The organism is Uliginosibacterium sangjuense, from assembly GCF_059132465.1.
Genome location: NZ_CP101132.1, coordinates 2,687,003 through 2,705,763, shown reverse-complemented (window position 1 = coordinate 2,705,763; position 18,761 = coordinate 2,687,003). Strand labels below are relative to the sequence as shown.

Here is an 18,761-nt window from a genome sequence, read left to right as displayed (position 1 = left end):
ACAAGGACTTTCCATGCACCTGATCCAGCCCTTCGCCGGCCTGCGCCCGGCCCCCGGCCGCGCCCCCGACATCGTTGCGCCGCCTTATGACGTGCTGTCCAGTGACGAGGCACGCGCACGCGCCGCCGGCAAGCCCTGGAGTTTCTTGCACATCTCCAAGCCGGAGATCGACTTGCCCGCCGGCATCGATGTCTATTCGGCGCCGGTGTATGCCAAGGCGGTGGAAAATCTGCAGCACATGATCGAAGAAGGCGTGCTGATCCGCGACGAGGAACCGTGCTACTACGTCTATCGCATCATCATGGGCGAGCATGTGCAGACCGGCCTGGTGGCGTCGGCCTCGGTGGCCGACTACGACAAGAACCGCATCCGCCGCCATGAGCTGACGCGCCCGGACAAGGAAGACGATCGCGTGCGCCAGATCGAGGCGCTGCGTGCGCAGACCGGTCCGGTGCTGCTGGCCTATCCCCAGGCGCCGGCTATCGACGCGATCCTGGACGCTTCGCAGAAGGGCTCACCGGTGGCTGACGCGGTGGCCGACGACGGCATCCGCCATATCGTGTGGCGCATCCGCGACGAGGGCGTGATCGCGCAACTGACGGCCGAGTTCGACAAGCTCAAGGCGCTCTACATCGCTGACGGCCACCACCGCTCGGCGGCCGCATCGCGTGTCTGCGCGGCGCGCAAGGCGGCCAACCCGGAGCACACCGGCGAGGAGTCTTACAACTACTTCCTGTCGGTGATCTTTCCCGACCACCAGCTCAGGATCCTCGATTACAACCGCGTCGTGACCGATCTGAACGGCTTGTCGGAAGAGGCCTTTCTGGCCGCCATCGGCAAGGCCTTCAAGCTTGAGAAGGCAGACGGTCAGGTCAAGCCGGCCGGTCACGGCGAAGTCGGCATGTATCTCAAGGGCCAGTGGTATCGCTTGCGTATTGATTCGGCCCTGATCCCCGCCGACCCAGTGGCGCGTCTCGACGTGAGCCTGCTGTCCGACCACCTGCTGACCCCGATCCTGGGCATCGCCGACCTGCGCCGCGACAAGCGCATCGACTTCGTCGGTGGCATCCGTGGCCTGCCCGAGCTGGAAAAGCGGGTGAACAGCGGCGAGATGGCGGTGGCTTTCGCGATGTACCCGACCACCCTGGCCGATCTGATGGCGGTGGCCGATGCCGACCAGATCATGCCGCCCAAGTCGACCTGGTTCGAACCCAAGCTGGCCGACGGCCTGCTGTCGCACGTGATCGACTGAGGCGCGCATGCCGCAAGGGGGAAGGGGCTCTGCGGAGCCCCTTTTTCATGGTCTTGTGCGGGTCATTCCGGCTTGAAAGCAAGTCAGCCATAAGGCAGATTGCGTGCCTGCCCACGAAAGAGAGGCGTGCCATGAGCGCGACTGCGTTCATCACCCACCCGGATTGCTGGCTGCACAACATGGGGAGCATGCATCCGGAATCCCCGCATCGCCTGTCGGCGATCCGTGATCAGTTAATCGCCTCTGGCCTGGAGGTGTTGCTGCATCAGCTCGACGCGCCGGAAGCCACGACCGAGCAACTGTGTCGTGCGCACGATGTGGATTATGTGGAAGACCTCATGTCGCGCGTGCCGGCCAGCGGCATCGTACACCTGGACCCTGACACCGCCATGTGTCCGCATACGATCAAGGCGGCACTGCGCGCCGCTGGTGCGGGCGTGATGGCGACCGATCTGGTGATCGAGGGGCGTGCGGAAAGCGCCTTCTGCGCCGTGCGGCCGCCCGGGCACCATGCCGAGCGCATGCGGGCGATGGGTTTCTGCTTCTTCAACAATGTGGCCGTGGCGGCGCGCCACGCGCTGGATTTCCATGGCCTGAAGCGTGTCGCGGTGATCGACTTCGATGTGCACCATGGCAACGGCACCGAGAACATCCTGGCGCCGGACGGGCGTGCCTTGATGGTCAGCTTCTTCCAGCACCCCCTGTATCCCTATTCGGGTGCACATCCGACCGGTCCCAACATGCGCAACACTCCCTTGCCGGCCGGTACGAAGGGCGACGTGGTGCGCGAGATCGTGGAAACAGCCTGGCTGCCGGCGCTGGAGGAGTTTGATCCGCAGATGCTGTTCATCTCGGCCGGCTTCGATGCGCACTACGAGGATGACATGGCGTCCATGGGCCTGTTCGAGCAGGACTACGCCTGGATCACCATGCGCCTGCGCGAGCATGCCGAGCGCCACTGCGGCGGACGCATCGTGTCCATGCTGGAAGGGGGCTACGCATTGTCGGCCCTGGGGCGCAGCGTGGTGGCGCACATCAAGGCCTTGGCCCGCCTGTAAGGGGGTGTGACGGACGGACCAGCGGCGGCGCTTCGCGGTACAATCGCGGGATTGCCCATAGCTCTGGATGCACCATGATCACAGGTTCACTGGTCGCTCTCGTGTCGCCGATGCGGCCCGATGGCCGTCTCGATTTTGACCGCCTGCGCGCCCTGATTGACTTTCATGTGAAGGAAGGCTCCGACGGGCTGGTGATCGTCGGCACCACCGGTGAATCGCCCACCGTCGATGTCGAGGAACACAGCGAGCTGATCCGCGTGGCGGTCGAACATGCCGCCGGCCGTTTGCCCATCATCGCGGGCACGGGTGCCAACTCGACCGCCGAAGCCATTGCGTTGACGCGCTTCGCCAAGGAGGTCGGTGCCGATGCCGCCTTGTCGGTGGTGCCTTACTACAACAAGCCGACGCAGGAGGGCATGTATCGCCACTTCCGCACCATCGCCGAAGCTGTCGAGCTGCCGCTGATTCTCTACAACGTGCCAGGCCGCACGGTCGCCGATCTGGCCAACGATACGGTGCTGCGTCTTGCACAGGTGCCCAACATCGTGGGCATCAAGGACGCCACCGGCAACATCGAACGGGTGACCGATCTCGCCATGCGCGCACCGGCCGACTTTGCGCTCTACAGCGGGGACGACATGACTGCCATGTGCTTCATGCTGCTGGGCGGCCATGGCGTGATCTCGGTGTCGGCCAACGTCGCGCCGCGCCTGATGCACGAACTGTGTGTGGCGGCGACGGCAGGTGATGTGGTGCGCGCCAACGAATTGAACCGGAAACTTTTCCTGCTCAACCGCGATCTGTTCGTCGAGGCGAATCCGATCCCGGTGAAATGGGCGGTGCAGCAGATGGGCCTGATCGAAGAAGGCATCCGTCTGCCCCTGACTCCTCTGTCGGACGGGCTCCATGCTCGAGTACGCGCAGCCATGCAGGCTGCAGGCGTCTCCACCCAAAACGCTTGATATCCGAGGTTAGAAACATGATGCGTTGCGCTTCCCGCGCGATCCCGCTCGTCGCCGCCCTGGCCGTGCTGGCGTCGATGACGGCCTGTACTACGACGTTTGGCAACAACAAGAATGCCGATTTCAAGACCGAGGGCGCAGTCCGCCCCAGCCTGGAAGTCCCACCCGACCTGGTGACCCCGGGTACGAGCGACCGCTACGCCATCCCCGGCAAGCCGGGCGATGCCTCGCTGTCGACCTATACCCAGGCCCGCAGCACCAACAAGGTGGCCACCGATACCGTGCTGCCCGCGAATGACAGCGGTCTGCGCATCGAGCGCAGCGGTTCCACCCGCTGGCTGGTCGCACCCGGTACGCCGGAACAGCGCTGGACTGAACTGCGCGCCTTCTGGCTGGACTCCGGCTTCACGCTGGCGGTCGACAAACCGGAGATCGGCGTGCTGGAGACCAACTGGGCGGAGAACCGCTCCAACATTCCGATGGATTTCCTGCGCAAGTGGCTCGGCAAGGTTGGCGATGCCGTGTACGACTCCGGCTTGCGTGATCGTTTCCGCGTGCGCATGGAGCGTGGCAGCGCGCCGGGTACGGTGGAATTCTTCTTCGCCCACCAGGGGGCGGAGGAAAAGTATGTCGACGCGATCCAGACCCGCTGGGAGATCCGCCCGGCCGATCCGATGCTGGAAGCCGAGATGCTCAATCGCTTCATGGCGCGTCTGGCCGGCGACAAGCAGGCGGAAGCCAAGGCGGCCGAGAAGGTCGTGCAGGCAGCCAAGGTCGAGCCGGACAAGGCACGCCTGGTTGAATCCGTTGGCGGCTTGGCGCTGCAGGTGGACCAGGATCTGGACCGCGCCTGGCGCCAGGTCGGTAGCAGCCTGGACCGTATCGGCCTGGTGGTCGAGGACCGTGATCGCTCCAAGGGCACCTATTTCGTGCGCTACGTGCTGTCCGACGACATGAAGGGCAAGGCGCCCAGCGTGTGGGACAAGATGGCTTTCTGGAAGAGTGATGATCCGGCTGCGACGACCGGGCAGTACCGTATCCTGGTGGCCAGCGAGTCGCCGACCCAGACGCGTGTGACGGTGCAGGACAAGGAAGGCGTGGCCCTGGCCAGCAATTCGGCGCGTCAAATCCTGAGCCTGCTGCAGAACCAGTTGAAGTGATGAAGGACACGAGGCCGCAGTGCTCCGTCCTGGCGGCGGGCCCTGCGGCCTCGTCACGTTTACGTGACCTGATATCCGCATGAAAGCGCCCGCCTGCTATCACTGCGGCCTGCCCATCGAGGCCGGTGTCGACCTGCAGGTGGACATTGGGGGCGTGGCGCGCGCGATGTGCTGCGCTGGTTGCCAGGCCGTGGCCCAGGCCATCGTCGACAACGGCTTGGCTGACTACTATAGCCACCGCGACGCCCTGCCCGAGTCGCCGCGCGAGGCGCTGCCGGCTGCGCTGGAGGAACTGGGGCTGTTCGATCACCCGGACTTCCAGAAGAGTTTCGTGCGGCCGGTGGGGGAGGGGGAGCGCGAGGCCGACCTGATCCTGGAGGGCATCACCTGTGCGGCCTGTGTATGGCTCAACGAGCGCCATTTGGCCGGTCTGCCCGGCGTCAGTGCGGTACAGGTCAACTACGCTACGCGACGTGCGCGCATCCGCTGGCAGGAGGCGCGTATCCGGCTGTCCGACATCCTCGCCGCGGTGGCCGCCATCGGCTATCGCGCCCATCCCTACGATGCGCTGCGCTCTGAGGAGGTGGCCCAGCGCGAGCGCAAGACCGCGCTGTGGCGCCTGCTGGTGGCCGGTTTCGGCATGATGCAGGTGATGATGTATGCCTACCCGGCCTACATCGCCCGCGAGGGTGACATGACGCCGGCGGTGGTGGCGATGATGCGCTGGGCCAGCCTGATCCTCACGCTGCCGGTGATCCTCTATTCCGCCGCGCCCTTCTTCCAGCGTGCCTGGCGGGATGCCCGCATGCGCCGCCTCGGCATGGACATCCCGGTGGCCTTGGGTCTGGGGAGTGCATTCCTGGCCAGTCTGTGGGCCACTTTGTCGGGGCATGGTGAGGTCTATTTCGACTCGGTCACGATGTTCGTGTTCTTCCTCCTGGGCGGGCGCTATCTGGAGATGCTGGCGCGCCAGCGCGCGGTGCGCGGCACCGAAACACTCGGACGTCTGGTGCCAGTGTTCGCGCGGCGTATCGCCGCCGATGGCAGTGAGCAGCGCGTACCCAGCAGCGATCTGCTGGCCGGCGAGCGGGTGCGGGTGCTGCCGGGCGAGAGCATCGTGGTCGATGGTGAGGTGCGGGAGGGCGACAGCGAGGTCGATGAGTCCTGGCTCACCGGTGAGAGCCGGCCGCAGCGCCGTGGTGTCGGCGCGCGCGTGCTGGCGGGCAGCCTGAATCGCAGCAGTCCCTTGCTCATCCTGGCCAGCCAGGTGGGCGAGGCAACCCGCTTGGCGACCATCCGCCGCCTGATGGAGCGCGCTGCGGCCGAGCGGCCGCAGATCGTCGAGCAGGCTGATCGGGTGGCGGCGCGTTTCATCGCCGCGCTGATGATCCTGGCCTGCGTCACTGCCGTGTACTGGTGGCAGGCCGATCCCTCGCGCGCCTTGTGGATCTTCGTTTCGGTGCTGGTGGTGAGCTGCCCTTGCGCCCTGTCCCTGGCGACGCCGGCAGCGCTGACCGTGGCGACCGATGCCTTTGCCCGGGCCGGCCTGCTGATCACGCGTGGCCATGCCATCGAAACGCTGGCCAGGACGCAGCACATCGTGTTCGACAAGACGGGTACCTTGAGCCAGGGACGGATGCACCTGCAGCGGGTGCGTTGCGTCGATGGTGTGATGGAAGACGAGGCCTTGCGACTGGCTGCCGCGCTCGAAAGCCATTCTGAGCACCAGATCGCGCGTGCCTTGTGCGAAGCCGTGCCCGCTCCGGTTCCGCAGGCCAGCGCCGTGGTGGCGACGCCCGGCCAGGGTGTGCGAGGGCGGATCGCTGGCGAGACCTACGCGATCGGCCGGGCGGGTTTCGTGGCGGCGCTGGCGGGCAGTGTGCGTCCGGCGGCCTTGGAAGGCGGGTCGGGCAGCGAGGTCTTGCTGGCAACGGAGGGGCGCTGGCTCGCCGCCTTCGAGATCGAGGATGCCCTACGGCCCGAGGCGGCGGAGGTCGTGCGGCACTTGCAGCACACTCTCGGGCTGAGCCTGTTCAGCGGCGATGCCCAGGCGCCGGTGCAGCGTGCGGCGCAAAGCCTCGGCATCGTCGATGCGCGGTCTGCGATGACGCCGGAGGACAAGCACGCCGCCATCCAGGCCTTGCAGGCACAGGGCAAGGTGGTGGCGATGGTGGGCGATGGGGTGAACGATGCGCCGGTGCTGGCTCAGGCGCATGTGTCCATCGCCATGGCCGGCGGCACGGAGTTGGCGCGCAACCATGCCGACATCGTGCTGCTCAAGGACGATCTGCACGGCCTGCTGCGTGGTCGCGCGCTGGCGGCACGCACCCTGAAGATCATCCGGCAGAACCTGGGCTGGGCCTTCGCCTACAACTTCCTGGCGGTGCCCGCAGCGATGCTGGGGTGGGTGACGCCCCTGGTCGCGGGTGTGGGCATGGGGCTGAGCTCCTTGCTGGTGGTGCTCAATGCCTTGCGCATCGGCTGGCCGGGCACGCGCGGGCGGCCCGGCAACTGAGCGCCTCAGCCCTGGCGCAAGCCCAGCAGCGGCCGCAACCAGGGCCACAACTGAATCTGGACGGCGGCAACCGCGAACCAGGCCAGTGAGGCAACCGACAAGGCCGGCACGATGCGCATCTGGAAGTGGCGCACTGCGACCAGCAGGGCCAGCAGAAAACTGAAATAGGTGAGCAGCGAGACCATGCCGAAGACGATGGTCTCCTCCAGCCGTGCGCTCGACTGTCCCTGGCCGACGAAGTAGTAGGAGAACAGCGCCATCGAGGGAAACAGCGGCACCAGGGCGGCCAGGTAGTAGTAGCGACTGCGTGCGAAGAGCTGGACGACCAGCACGATCAGGAAGCCGGTGCTGGCCTTGAGCAGGGTGGCGAAATCCATCGGGGCGGGCGTTCAGGTGTTCTCGTGCTGTTCCAGCACGAAGCTGGCGCCGTCGTCCTGCGCCAGGGTCTGGGTGAGCCAGGGCAGGGTCTCTTGCAGCGTTTTGTGCAGGGTCCAGGGCGGGTTGAGGATGAACAGGCCGCTGCCATGCATGCCCATGCCATCGGCGGACTTGCGGCGCACGTTCAGTTCCACGCGCAGCCAGCTCTTGGCCGGTAGTTTCTTGAGCTTGTCGGGCAGTTCGCGCGACTCCATACGGCCGAGGCAGGGATACCACAGTGCATAGATGCCGGTGGGAAAGCGCTTGAGCGACTCCTGCAGGGTCTTGATCACCGCAACATAGTCGCTGCGCATCTCGTAGGAGGGGTCGATCAGCGCCAGGGCGCGGCGCGGCGGCGGCGGCAGCAGCGTGATCAGCCCGGCCAGGCCGTCGCCATGCGTCACGATCACCCGCTTGCCCTTGGGGTCCTTGAAGGTGCTGCCCAGTTGCGGCACGTCGCTGGTGTGCAGTTCGAACAGGCGCAGCTTGTCGCTGGGGCGCAGGCTCTGTGCCGCGATCACCGGCGAGCCCGGGTAGTAGCGCAGCGCGCCGGGACCGTTGAAGTCGCGCACGATGTCGAGGTAGGGCTGCAGCGGGGCGGGCAGACCCTCACAGGCCCACAAGCGCGCGATGCCGTCCTTGTATTCAGACAGTTTGGTCGCGTAGCCCTCGTCCAGCATGTAGCCGCCGGCACCGGCATGGGTGTCGATGTACCAGCAGGGTGTGTCTTTCTGGATCAGATAGCGGGCGATGTCGACCAGCACGAAGTGCTTGAGCACATCGGCATGGTTGCCGGCATGGAAGGCGTGGCGGTAACTGAGCATGGCGGGGTCCGGAAATGACAAAGGGCCTTGGCGGCCCTTTGTGCGTCAGGCGATGGTGAAGCTTAGACGACGGCCTCTTCCTTCGGCTTCGCGACCTTGATGAACTGTTCGCGCGACACGCCCAGCCAGCGGGCCAGGGGCGCGGCAACCAGCACCGAAGAGTAGATGCCGAAACAGATGCCGATGGTCAGCGCGATGGCGAAATAGTGCAGCGTGGGGCCGCCGAAGATCAGCATCGAGAGCACCATCAACTGGGTGCTGCCGTGGGTGATGATGGTGCGCGAGATGGTGCTGGTGATGGCGTGGTCCAGCACCTGCGGCACGTCGAGGGCGCGCATCTTGGCGTTGCGGAAGGTCTCGCGCACGCGGTCGAACACGACCACCGATTCGTTCACCGAGTAGCCCAGCACGGCCAGCACGGCGGCCAGCACCGGCAGCGAGAACTCCCACTGGAAGAAGGCGAAGAAGCCCATGATGATGATCACGTCGTGCAGGTTGGCGATGATGGTCGCCACCGCGAGACGCCACTCGAAGCGCATCGCGAGGTAGATCATGATGCCCAGCACCACCACCAGCAGCGCCAGCGAGCCGTCTTCGGCCAGTTCCTTGCCGACCTGCGGGCCGACGAACTCGACGCGGCGCAGTTCGGGCTTGGAGCCCTCCACGGTGGCGAGTGCGGCCATGACCTTGTCCGACACCTGGGCCGAGTTCTCGTTACCGCGATTGGGCACGCGCACCATCACGTCGCGTGAGGTGCCGAAGTTCTGCACCTGGGCGTCGGTGTAGCCGATGCCTTCCAGTGACTTGCGCAAGGGTTCGAGCTGCGGTGCCTGCGGATAGGCGATCTCCATCACGGTGCCGCCGGTGAACTCCACCGACAGGTGCAGACCCTTGTGGAACAGGAAGAACACGGCCAGCAGGAAGGTGATCAGTGAAATCGCGTTGAAGATCAACGCGTGTTTCATGAACGGGATGTCTTTACGGATGCGGAAAAATTCCATGTTTTATTTCTCCTCGTCTCAGACGCCGGGTTTCCAGACCTGGCCGATGGCGATCTTGTCGAGCTTGCGGCGGTAGCCGTAGACGAAGTTGGTGATCATGCGGGAGACCATCACGGCACTGAACATCGAGGTCAGGATGCCCAGGCAGTGCACCACGGCAAAGCCGCGCACCGGGCCGGAGCCGAAGGCGAGCAAGGCGACACCGGCAATCAGCGTGGTCACGTTGGAGTCGAGGATGGTGCCGAAGGCGCGGTCGTAGCCAATATTGATGGCGGCCTGCGGCGTGGCGCCGTTACGCAGCTCCTCGCGGATGCGCTCGTTGATCAGCACGTTGGCGTCGATGGCCATGCCCAGGGTTAGCGCGATGGCCGCAATGCCGGGCAGGGTCAGCGTGGCCTGCAGCATCGACAGCAGGGCGATCAGCAGCAGCACGTTGGCCGACAGGGCGAGCACCGAGATCAGACCGAACAGCATGTAGTAACCGCACATGAACACAGCGATCGCGATGAAGCCCCACAGCGTCGACTTGAAGCCCTTGCTGATGTTCTCGGCGCCGAGGCTGGGGCCGATGGTGCGTTCCTCGATGATCTCCATCGGCGCGGCCAGCGAGCCGGAGCGGATCAGGATGGAGAGCTGGTTGGTCTCTTCCACGCTGAAGCTGCCGGTGATCTGGAACTGGTTGCTGAACTCGCCCTGGATGCGCGCCACCGAGATGGCTTCGCCCTTGCCTTTCTCGAACAGGATGATGGCCATCATCTTGCCGATGCTCTCGCGCGTCACGTCGCGCATGATGCGGCCGCCGGCCGAATCCAGGCGCACCGACACGGCGGGCTGCTGGTTCTGGTCGAAGGTGGCGTTGGCGCCGACGAAGCGGTCGCCGGTCAGCACGACCTGTTTCTTGACGGCCACCGGTTGCTGCGTACCGTTGCGCACTTCGGGGAACACATCCACCGAGGGCGAGGGGTCGAGCGGATTGGCGCCCGGCTCGACCATGCGCACCTGCAGCGTGGCGGTGCGGCCGATCAGGGACTTGGCCTTGCCGACGTCCTGCACGCCGGGCAGTTGCACCACGATACGGTCGGCGCCTTGTTGCTGGATCACCGGCTCGGCCACGCCCAGCTCGTTGATCCGGTTGTGCAGGGTGGTGATGTTCTGGCGGATCGCGTCTTCCTGGATATCGCGCTGCGCCTGCAGGGTCTGGGTGGCTTCGATCACGAAGTCCTCGCCGTCCTTGCGCTCGACCAATTGCAGGTCGGGGCGCTGGTCGCGCAGGATGCGACGGCCCGACTCACGCAGTTCCTCGTCGCGGAAGCGCACCAGGATGGTCTTGCCTTCGCGGCTGATGCCGGCGTGGCGCACGTTCTTCTCGCGCAGCAGGGTGCGCAGGTCAGAGGCGGTGGCGTCCAATTGTTTGCTCAGCGCGCCGGCCATGTCGACCTGCAGCAGGAAGTGCACGCCGCCGCGCAAGTCCAGACCCAGGTACATGGGCAGGGCGTGCAGGGTGGTGAGCCAGCTCGGGCTGGCCGACAGCAGGTTCAGGGCGACGATGTAGCCGGGGTTCTGGGCGTCCGGATTGAGCGCGTGCTCAATGGTGTCGCGGGCTTTCAACTGGGTGTCGGTGTCGGCAAAGCGCACGCGCAGGCTCGACAGGTCGCGGATCGAGCCGGTCGACACGACGCCAGCCTTCTCCAGTGCTTCCAGCACACGTGCTTCGACGGCGCTATCCACCTTGATGCTGGAGCGTGCGCTGGATACCTGGACGGCGGGAACTTCACCGTAGAAGTTGGGCAGGGTGTAGAGCAGACCGAGGATCAGCACGAGGCCGATCATCAGGTTTTTCCAGAGGGGATAGCGGTTCATGGTTGGGCAGTAGTACGGAGGGTGCCGGGCGTTGCCGCGTCGAGGCCGGCCCGCGGGCGCGGGCCGGGGGAGAAAGTTCAGGCGCTCTTGAGCGAGCCCTTGGGCAGGACGGTCGTGATGGCCGACTTCTGCACCAGGATGTCGACGTTGTCGGCCACCGTGATCTTGACGAAGTTCTCACGCACTTCCGCCACCTTGCCTGCCATGCCGCCGGCGGTGACGACTTCGTCGCCCTTGGCCAGGGCGTCCAGCAGGGACTTGTGCTCCTTCGCGCGCTTGGATTGCGGGCGATAGACGAAGAAGTACATGAACAGCAGCATCAGCGGCAGGATGATCAGCATGCCACCGGTGGGGTCACCGGCCGGGGCGCCGGCAGCTTGTGCGTAAGCGTCGGAAATGAACACTTTGAGGGTCCTTCAGGGTTTTTTCGAAAGGGGGCGAGTATAACAGGCCGCCCGGCTTTGCCCTGACGCGCTGCAAGGTGCCTGCACGCCCTTTGTCGGAGGGCAAAAGGCGGGCCGGGCCAGCGTCAGGTGCCTGCCTCTGACGCGCCTGTCCGGCCGAGGTTCAAACAAGTTTCACAATACGCCGCGTGCGCGGCGGGCGGCGAATTCGACCTGGAACTCGGCAAAGCGATTGGCCTCGATGGCGGCACGCATTTCCTGCATCAGTTGCTGGTAGTAGTGCAGGTTGTGGATGGTCATCAGGCGCGGGCCCAGCATCTCTTGCGCACGGTCCAGGTGGTGCAGGTAGGCGCGCGAGAAATGGCGGCAGGTGTAGCACGTGCAGTCCTCGTCGAGCGGGCGCGGGTCCTCGCGGTGTACCGCGTTGCGGATCTTGAGGTTGCCCCATTGGGTGAACAGCCAGCCGTTGCGCGCGTTGCGCGTGGGCATCACGCAATCGAACATGTCGATACCGCGCGACACGCCATATACCAGGTCTTCCGGCGTGCCCACGCCCATCAGGTAGCGTGGCTTGTCGGCCGGCAGGCGCGGCGTGGTGTGGGCCAGGATGCGCTCCATGTCCTCCTTCGGCTCGCCGACCGACAGACCACCGATGGCGAAGCCGTGGAAACCGATGTCCATGAGGCCGGCCAGCGACTCCTCGCGCAGGTCCTCGTACATGCCGCCTTGCACGATGCCGAACAGCGCGTTGGGGTTCTCCAGCTTGTCGAATTCGTCGCGCGAGCGCCGTGCCCAGCGCATCGACAGGCGCATCGACTTGGCCGCCTCGTCGTGGGTGGCGGGGAAGGGCGTGCATTCGTCGAAGATCATGACCACATCGGAGTTCAGCACGCGTTGGATGCGCATGGACTCCTCCGGCGTCAGGAACAGCTTGGCGCCGTCGATGGGCGAGGCGAACTTGACGCCTTCCTCGCTGATCTTGCGCAGCGCACCGAGTGAGAAGACCTGGAAACCGCCGGAGTCGGTCAGGATCGGTTTGTCCCAGCCCATGAAGCGGTGCAGACCGCCGAACTTCTCGACCACCGACAGCCCGGGGCGCAGCCACAGGTGGAAGGTGTTGCCCAGGCAGATGTGGGCGCCGCTCTCGGCGACCTCCTGCGGACTGACCGATTTCACCGAGCCGTAGGTGCCCACCGGCATGAATGCAGGTGTCTCGACGACACCATGAGCCAGATGCAGACGGCCGCGGCGGGCGGCGGCGGAGGTGTGGAGCAGGTCGAAGTGCATGGTATGAAACAGGTCGGGCGCTTGGGCGAAACGGGGCGGCCAGCATACCGGATCGCCCCGGTCCTGACACATTTATGACAGGAGGGAGGCGGCGCTTGTCTGTTGCCGGCTTTGCGCCGACAATCGTGCTTGGTTGCAGTGCAGTATGAACGAGGGCGTTCCGGCAGGCGCTTCCGCGTGTCGTGGCATCTGCGGGAGGGGCTGGGGCGGCGATCCGCAAGCGCAATGCTGAGGGGGACGTATGCACGGTCGAGTTGCTGCAGTCGTGTTTCTGGTCTTTGGCGTGGCGGGTAGTCTGACTGCCTGTGGGGAGGGCAAGGAGGCTGCCAAGGCGGGCCCGCCTCCGGTTCCAGTGCGCGTCGTCCTGGCCACCAGCGAGAGCGTGCCGGTCGTCACCGAGTTCGCGGGTCGCGTGCAGGCCTATCGTTCGGTCGAGATCATGGCGCGGGTCGAGGGCATTCTCGAAAAGCGTCACTTCGTGGAAGGCAGCGAGGTGCGCAAGGGCGATCTGCTCTACTCCCTGGAGCGCGCGCCCTTCGAGGCGGCGCTGCGTGATGCCGAGGCGGTTCTGGCCAAGCAGAAGGCGACGGCGGTGAATGCCGCCTCGCGCGAATCGCGTCTGGCTCCGCTGGTGAAGGAAAACGCGATCAGCCAGCAGGAGTACGACAACGCCGTGGCGTCCATGAAGGAGTCGGAGGCGGCCGTGCTGGCGGCGGAATCACAGGTCGAGCGCGCCCGCCTGGACCTGGGCTACACCACGATCAGCGCGACCGAGACGGGGCGGGTCGGGCGCAGCGAGGTGCCCGAAGGGCGCCTGGTCGGCAAAGGCTCGCCGACACGGCTGACCGTCATCGACCGGGTAGACCCGGTCTACGTGAGCTTCACCGTGTCGGACCGTGACCTCTTCACCTTCCGCCAGGCCGTGGCCAGTGGTGACATCAAGCAGCGCAAGGAGGCCCTGGTCCAGATCCTGATGCCGGATGGCTCGCCCTATCCGCAGCCGGGGCGCATCGACTTCGCCGACCTCGAGATCAACCAGAGTTCCGGCGCCATGACCCTGCGCGCGGTGGTGCCCAATCCGCAGCGCCAGTTGCTGCCGGGGATGTTCACGCGCGTCGAGATGACCGCGGGTGACTCGCCCAACACGGTGCTGGTGCCACAGCAGGCGGTCATCAAGTCCGCCACCGGGCACACCGTGTGGGTGGTGGGCGCCGAAGGCAAGGCGGAGCGGCGCGATGTGGTCGTCGGCGCCTGGCAGAAAGAGAAATGGGCCATCGCCAAGGGCCTGGGGGCCGGCGAGAAGGTGATCGTCGAAGGGGTGCAGAAACTGACTGCCGGGGCGGTGGTGGCGATCCTGCCGCCAGCCGGTGCCTCGACGCCAGCCGCGGTTCAGCGCTGAGGAGGCCGCCATGGGTTTCTTCGTCGATCGTCCGGTGTTCGCGAGCGTCATCGCGTTGTTCTTCTCCCTGTTGGGCCTGTTGTCAGTCAACCAGCTCTCGAAGGAACAGTATCCCAACGTGGCGCCGCCGCAGGTCAAGGTGACGGCGGTGTACCCCGGTGCTAGCCCGGAGACTCTGGAAACCGAGGTGGCCGCGCCCATCGAGCGTGAGATGAACGGCATCGAGGGCCTGCAGGACATGCAGTCGACCTCGTCGTCCAGCGGCCTCATGGAGCTGACGATCTCCTTCGAGCCGGGCACCAACCTCGACCTCTCGGCGGTCGAGGTCAACAACCGCGTCAAGCGGGTCGAGGCGCTGCTGCCGCAGGTGGTACTGAACCAGGGCTTGCGCGTGGACAAGGTCAGCCCCTCGATCCTGATGATCGTGGCGCTGCAGTCCGACGACCCGCGCTTCGACGGCGCCTATCTCTCCAACCTGGCCTACTCGCGCTATGTGAACGAGTTCAAGCGCTTGCCCGGTGCCGGTGATGTGACCCTGTTCGGCAACCCCTATGCGATGCGCCTGTGGGTCGACCCCGACGCGCTGGCCAAGTACGGCATGACGGTGAGTGATCTCATCAATGGCGTGCGCGAGCAGAACCAGAAGTTCGCGGTGGGCGAGATCGGCCAGTCGCCCGCGCCCAGCGGGCAGGTGCTGACCTTCCCCTTGCAGACGCGCGGTGGGCTGGTGGAGGTGAGCGAGTTCCAGGACATCATCCTGCGCGCGGCCACCGACGGTTCGGTGGTGCGCCTGCGCGACGTGGCGCGGGTGGAGCTGGGCAGCGAGGACTACGCGTTGTCGGTGCGCCTGGGCGGCAAGGAAGCCACCGGCATGGGCATCTACCTGCGCCCCGGCGGCAATGCGCTGCAACTGGCCGCCGATGTGCGGGCACGCGCGGAAGAGCTGGGCCGCGAGCTGCCGCCCGAGATCAAGACCGTCATCCCCTATGACACGACCCGCTTCGTGTCGGCTTCGATCGAGCTGGTGATCCACACCTTCTTCGAGGCCTTCGTGTTGGTGCTGGTGGTGGTCTACCTGTTCCTCGGCAGCGTGCGGGCGACCATCGTGCCGCTGATCGCGATCCCGGTGTCCATCATCGGCACCCTGGCTGGCATGCTGGTCATGGGCTTCTCGATCAACATGCTGACCCTGTTCGGCATGGTGCTGGCCATCGGCATCGTGGTGGATGACGCCATCGTGGTGGTCGAAGCAGTGGAGCACCTGATGCACGCCGAAAAGCTGTCGCCACGCGAAGCGGCGCGCAAGGCCATGCAGGGTATCGGTGGGGCCATCGTGGGTGTGACCTCGGTGATCTGTGCGGTGTTCGTGCCGATCGCTTTCCTCGGCGGGGTGACCGGCACGCTCTACAAGCAGTTCGCCATCACCATCACGATCTCCACGCTGCTCTCCGCGATCACAGCGCTGACGCTGACGCCCGCGCTGTGTGCGCTGATCCTCAAGCCCGGCGTGCACAAGCCCAAGCCGATCCAGATGTTCGACACCTTCTTCGAACGCCTGACCGGGCGCTTCACCGGCGCGGTGGGCTTCATCCTGCAGCGCGGGCTGCGCTTCATGCTGATCTATGCCGTGCTGATCGGCGGCATGGTGTTCCTGCTCAAGAGCATCCCGACGGGCTTCGTGCCGGAGGAGGACAAGGGCACCTTGATGGCCGCCGTCGACCTGCCCTCGGGCGCCTCGCCCGAGCGCACGCTGCAGGTGGTGCGTCAGGTCGAGCACTACTTCATGACCCAGGAGCCCATGGTCGAGCATGTCGTCGTGATCAACGGCTTCTCGATCTTCTACCGCTATGCCAACCAGGCCTTCCTGTTCATGACCCTGAAAGACTGGGATGAGCGCAAGGACCCGCAGCAGCACGCACTGGAGGTGATCCGGCGCGCCAACCGCGCGCTCTACATGATCCCCGAGGCGCGCGTTTTCGCTTTCAACCAGCCCCCCATCGATGGCATGGGCATGATCGGCGGTTTCGACTACCGCATGCTGTCGACCGATGGTGACCGCGACAAGCTCAACGCAGCGGTCGAGCAGGCGGTACGTGCGGCTGGGCAGGACCCGGCAATCGGCGGCGTGCGCAGCGTGGCCGCCCCCTCGGTGCAGACCCTGTTTCTGGACGTCGACCGCAACAAGGCCAAGACCATGGGGGTCAATCTCAACGACCTCTACACCGGCGTCGGAGCCTTGATGGGTTCCAGCTTCATCAACCAGTTCACCCAGTTTGGCACCAACCTCAAGGTCAAGCTGCAGGCCGACCCGCGCTTCCGCTCCGACCCCGAGTTCCTGGCTGGTCTCAACCTGCGCAACGCGCAAGGCCAATTGGTGCCCTTCTCCTCGGTGGCCACCACCGAGTGGCGGCTGGCGCCGATCGCACTCAATCGCTTCAATGGTTATCCCGCGGTGCAGCTCAACGGCTTGCCGGCGCCCGGGCGTAGCTCGGGCGAAGCCCTGGCAGCGATGGAGCGGGTGTCGGCCGAGCTGCCCGACGGGGTGAGCTACACCTGGGCCGGGCAGTCGCTGCAGGAGAAGATTTCGGGCGGCCAGCAAGGCTTCATCTTCATCCTCTCCCTGGTCTTCGTGTTCCTGTTCCTGTCGGCCTTGTACGAGAGCTTCAAGCTGCCGGTGGCGGTGTTCCTGGTGGTGCCGATCGGCATCCTGGGTGCCCTGATCGCCCTGTTCCTGCGCGGCACGGCCAACGATGTGTTCTTCCAGGTCGGGCTGATCACCCTGATCGGCCTGGCCGGCAAGAACGGCATCCTGATCGTGGAGTTCGCCAAACAGCAGTGGGAGGCGGGTTTGAGCTCGCGTGAAGCGGCCATTGCCGCAGCGAAGCTGCGCCTGCGCCCCATCGTGATGACCTCGCTCGCGTTCATTCTCGGTGTGATTCCGCTGGTCAAGGCGAGTGGTGCGGGGGCGGCCACCCAGCACTCGGTGGGCACCGGCATCCTCGGCGGCATGTTGTGCGCGACGCTGATCGGGGTGTTCTTCACGCCCCTGTTCTTCTTCCTGATGAATCGCTCGCGCGACGCGCAGCGCGAGCTCAAGAACGGGGAGGGCGCATGATGAGACCGCGTTCCTGTTTCCTGAGCCTGCTGGCCGTCGGCGTACTGGCCGCCTGCGCAACCGGGGGGCCGGTGGAGCGACCGACGATGGAAGTGCCGGCCAACTGGCGGACTCCCGTGGGAGAAGTCCAGCCCGGCATGCCGGCGCCCTGGCAGGCGCTGCTGCAGCAGGCCGAACTGGCGGCGCTGGTGCAGTACGCCGCCGCCAACAACCGCGACCTGCGGGCCGCCGCCGCGCGCGTAGATGCCGCGCAAGCCTTGTATGGGGTACAGCGCGCCGCGGCACGGCCGCAGGTGGGGGCCCAGGCTGCCGCCAACAAGGGTCGGCAGCCGGTCGCCGCCGGCATGGACAATCGCATCGGCGAATCAGCCAGCCTGGCCGGCGTGCTGAGCTGGGAGCTGGACTTGTGGGGGCGCCTGGCCGACCTGAGCGAAGCGAGCCGGCAGAGCTGGCTGTCGAGCGAAGAGGTCTTCCTGGCCACACGTGTGAGCCTGACCAGCCGGGTCGCACAAACCTGGCTGCAGTTGCTGGAGGCTGACGAGCAACTGGCCATCGCGGAGCGTACGGTCGCCAACCAGCAGCAGATGCTGGACCTGGTGAGCAAGCGCTTCCGGGGCGGCGTGGCCTCGCAGGTGGAGGTGAGCCAGGCCGAGTTTGCGGTGTACGGTGCCATGTCCTCGCGCGCCGACATCGCCCGCACGCGCACCCAACTGGAGAACGCGCTGTCGGTGCTGGTCGGCCGTCCACCGCAGGCCATCGGGCGCAGTGGCACGGTTGGCGCGCTGCCGCGCCCGCTCGCCTTGCCTGCCGGCATGCCGGCCGACCTGCTCATCAACCGGCCCGACGTGCGCGCGGCCGAGCGTGCGTTGGCCTCGACGCAGCACAGCGTGGCGGCGGCCAAGAAAGCCTGGCTGCCCAGCTTCAGCCTCACCGGCATGCTCGGCTGGGCCAGTGCGGACCTGTCTAAGATCGTCTCCTCCGGCACCCAGGCCTGGTCGGTTGGCGGCCTGTTGAACCAGCCCATCTACACCGGTGGCGCGCTCAGTGCCCAGCTCGACCTGGCCCAGGCACGCCAGCGCGAGGCCGCGGAAAACTATGCGGGTACCGTGCTGCAGGCCTTGCGCGAGGTGGAGGATGCCCTGGTCGCCTACCAGCGTACCGATGAGCAGCGCGAAGCCCTGGTGCGCAGTGCCGCGGCCAACGCCGAGCGTCTGCGCCTGGCCGAGATGCGCTATCGCGCCGGGGTGACCGACTACTTCGAGGTACTCACGGCGCAGCAGGAGCTGTTCCAGTCCGAACTTGCCGCCGTGCAGGCGGCGCGCGGCACCCAGGCGGCCTTGCTCCAGCTCTATGCTGCGCTGGGAGGCGGCGCGGTGGTGCCCTGAGGCGCGTGCAGGGGGGCGTCCCGTGCGGACTATTTTTGGGCGGATCGCGCGACGCCGCATTGGGCCGCGCAATCGCTCGGGTAAGATCGGCCTGCCGTGTCGTATCTTTTTGTTTCGGAGCC

Annotated in this window: 14 protein-coding genes; 8 read left to right on the top strand and 6 right to left on the bottom strand. The window is 66.0% G+C overall.

The window, feature by feature from the left end; genetic code table 11:
- The first annotated feature begins 13 nt into the window (after window positions 1-13).
- The 5 genes from NMB43_RS12535 (at window position 14) to NMB43_RS12515 (ending at window position 6,947) form a co-directional block, all read left to right on the top strand.
- Window positions 14-1,252, top strand: coding sequence for a DUF1015 domain-containing protein (locus tag NMB43_RS12535; protein WP_494348500.1), 1,239 nt, complete (start codon window positions 14-16; stop codon window positions 1,250-1,252).
- Between the two features lie 131 nt (window positions 1,253-1,383).
- Window positions 1,384-2,310: a histone deacetylase family protein gene (locus tag NMB43_RS12530; protein WP_494348499.1), complete on the top strand. Its 927-nt coding sequence runs from the start codon at window positions 1,384-1,386 to the stop codon at window positions 2,308-2,310.
- A gap of 74 nt (window positions 2,311-2,384) precedes the next feature.
- Window positions 2,385-3,272 carry a 4-hydroxy-tetrahydrodipicolinate synthase gene (gene dapA / locus NMB43_RS12525; protein ID WP_494348498.1) on the top strand — a complete coding sequence of 296 codons (888 nt, stop codon included), beginning with the start codon at window positions 2,385-2,387 and terminating at the stop codon, window positions 3,270-3,272.
- Between the two features lie 17 nt (window positions 3,273-3,289).
- Window positions 3,290-4,432: an NlpB/DapX family lipoprotein gene (bamC, locus tag NMB43_RS12520; protein ID WP_494348497.1), complete on the top strand. Its 1,143-nt coding sequence runs from the start codon at window positions 3,290-3,292 to the stop codon at window positions 4,430-4,432.
- 79 nt (window positions 4,433-4,511) lie between these two features.
- A complete protein-coding gene (locus NMB43_RS12515) occupies window positions 4,512-6,947 on the top strand; it encodes a heavy metal translocating P-type ATPase (protein ID WP_494348496.1) in 2,436 nt (811 codons plus the stop codon).
- 5 nt (window positions 6,948-6,952) lie between these two features.
- Here the strand turns inward: NMB43_RS12515 and NMB43_RS12510 are convergent, their stop codons facing one another.
- The 6 genes from NMB43_RS12510 to tgt all read right to left on the bottom strand — a co-directional run bounded on the left by NMB43_RS12510 (window position 6,953) and on the right by tgt (window position 12,740).
- Window positions 6,953-7,324, bottom strand: a complete 372-nt coding sequence (locus NMB43_RS12510) for a GlpM family protein (RefSeq protein WP_494348495.1) — start codon at window positions 7,322-7,324, stop codon at window positions 6,953-6,955.
- 12 nt (window positions 7,325-7,336) lie between these two features.
- Complete coding sequence (locus tag NMB43_RS12505; protein WP_494348494.1) at window positions 7,337-8,188, bottom strand: 23S rRNA (adenine(2030)-N(6))-methyltransferase RlmJ; 852 nt, start codon at window positions 8,186-8,188, stop codon at window positions 7,337-7,339.
- A gap of 62 nt (window positions 8,189-8,250) precedes the next feature.
- The gene (gene secF / locus NMB43_RS12500) at window positions 8,251-9,189 is read right to left on the bottom strand and encodes a protein translocase subunit SecF (RefSeq protein ID WP_494348493.1); all 939 of its coding nucleotides are present in this window, start codon (window positions 9,187-9,189) and stop codon (window positions 8,251-8,253) included.
- Window positions 9,190-9,207: 18 nt separating this feature from the next.
- Window positions 9,208-11,049: a protein translocase subunit SecD gene (gene secD / locus NMB43_RS12495; protein WP_494348492.1), complete on the bottom strand. Its 1,842-nt coding sequence runs from the start codon at window positions 11,047-11,049 to the stop codon at window positions 9,208-9,210.
- A 77-nt stretch (window positions 11,050-11,126) separates the two neighbouring features.
- Window positions 11,127-11,453 carry a preprotein translocase subunit YajC gene (gene yajC / locus NMB43_RS12490; protein WP_494348491.1) on the bottom strand — a complete coding sequence of 109 codons (327 nt, stop codon included), beginning with the start codon at window positions 11,451-11,453 and terminating at the stop codon, window positions 11,127-11,129.
- Window positions 11,454-11,627: 174 nt separating this feature from the next.
- Window positions 11,628-12,740, bottom strand: coding sequence for a tRNA guanosine(34) transglycosylase Tgt (tgt, locus tag NMB43_RS12485; protein ID WP_494348490.1), 1,113 nt, complete (start codon window positions 12,738-12,740; stop codon window positions 11,628-11,630).
- 241 nt (window positions 12,741-12,981) lie between these two features.
- On the opposite strand from tgt, the gene NMB43_RS12480 reads away from it, so the two are divergent.
- Genes NMB43_RS12480 through NMB43_RS12470 form a run of 3 tightly spaced genes read left to right on the top strand, consistent with a single transcriptional unit; the run spans window position 12,982 to window position 18,639 of the window.
- Window positions 12,982-14,139: an efflux RND transporter periplasmic adaptor subunit gene (locus tag NMB43_RS12480; protein WP_494348489.1), complete on the top strand. Its 1,158-nt coding sequence runs from the start codon at window positions 12,982-12,984 to the stop codon at window positions 14,137-14,139.
- Window positions 14,140-14,149: 10 nt separating this feature from the next.
- Window positions 14,150-17,254 (top strand): multidrug efflux RND transporter permease subunit, encoded by a 3,105-nt coding sequence (locus NMB43_RS12475; RefSeq protein ID WP_494348488.1) that lies wholly within the window; start codon window positions 14,150-14,152, stop codon window positions 17,252-17,254.
- Complete coding sequence (locus NMB43_RS12470; protein ID WP_494348487.1) at window positions 17,251-18,639, top strand: efflux transporter outer membrane subunit; 1,389 nt, start codon at window positions 17,251-17,253, stop codon at window positions 18,637-18,639. The genes NMB43_RS12475 and NMB43_RS12470 overlap by 4 nt, the downstream gene beginning before the upstream one ends.
- Window positions 18,640-18,761 lie beyond the last annotated feature (122 nt).

Excerpts from the sequence above, each read along its gene's own strand:
- NMB43_RS12515 (WP_494348496.1), top strand. The coding sequence starts at position 4,512 with ATGAAAGCGCCCGCCTGCTATCACTGCGGCCTGCCCATCGAGGCCGGT.
- NMB43_RS12475 (WP_494348488.1), top strand. The coding sequence starts at position 14,150 with ATGGGTTTCTTCGTCGATCGTCCGGTGTTCGCGAGCGTCATCGCGTTG.
- NMB43_RS12470 (WP_494348487.1), top strand. The coding sequence starts at position 17,251 with ATGATGAGACCGCGTTCCTGTTTCCTGAGCCTGCTGGCCGTCGGCGTA.
- NMB43_RS12510 (WP_494348495.1), bottom strand. The coding sequence starts at position 7,324 with ATGGATTTCGCCACCCTGCTCAAGGCCAGCACCGGCTTCCTGATCGTG.
- NMB43_RS12535 (WP_494348500.1), top strand. The coding sequence starts at position 14 with ATGCACCTGATCCAGCCCTTCGCCGGCCTGCGCCCGGCCCCCGGCCGC.
- NMB43_RS12480 (WP_494348489.1), top strand. The coding sequence starts at position 12,982 with ATGCACGGTCGAGTTGCTGCAGTCGTGTTTCTGGTCTTTGGCGTGGCG.
- secD (WP_494348492.1), bottom strand. The coding sequence starts at position 11,049 with ATGAACCGCTATCCCCTCTGGAAAAACCTGATGATCGGCCTCGTGCTG.
- secF (WP_494348493.1), bottom strand. The coding sequence starts at position 9,189 with ATGGAATTTTTCCGCATCCGTAAAGACATCCCGTTCATGAAACACGCG.
- dapA (WP_494348498.1), top strand. The coding sequence starts at position 2,385 with ATGATCACAGGTTCACTGGTCGCTCTCGTGTCGCCGATGCGGCCCGAT.
- NMB43_RS12530 (WP_494348499.1), top strand. The coding sequence starts at position 1,384 with ATGAGCGCGACTGCGTTCATCACCCACCCGGATTGCTGGCTGCACAAC.
- NMB43_RS12505 (WP_494348494.1), bottom strand. The coding sequence starts at position 8,188 with ATGCTCAGTTACCGCCACGCCTTCCATGCCGGCAACCATGCCGATGTG.
- tgt (WP_494348490.1), bottom strand. The coding sequence starts at position 12,740 with ATGCACTTCGACCTGCTCCACACCTCCGCCGCCGCCCGCCGCGGCCGT.
- bamC (WP_494348497.1), top strand. The coding sequence starts at position 3,290 with ATGATGCGTTGCGCTTCCCGCGCGATCCCGCTCGTCGCCGCCCTGGCC.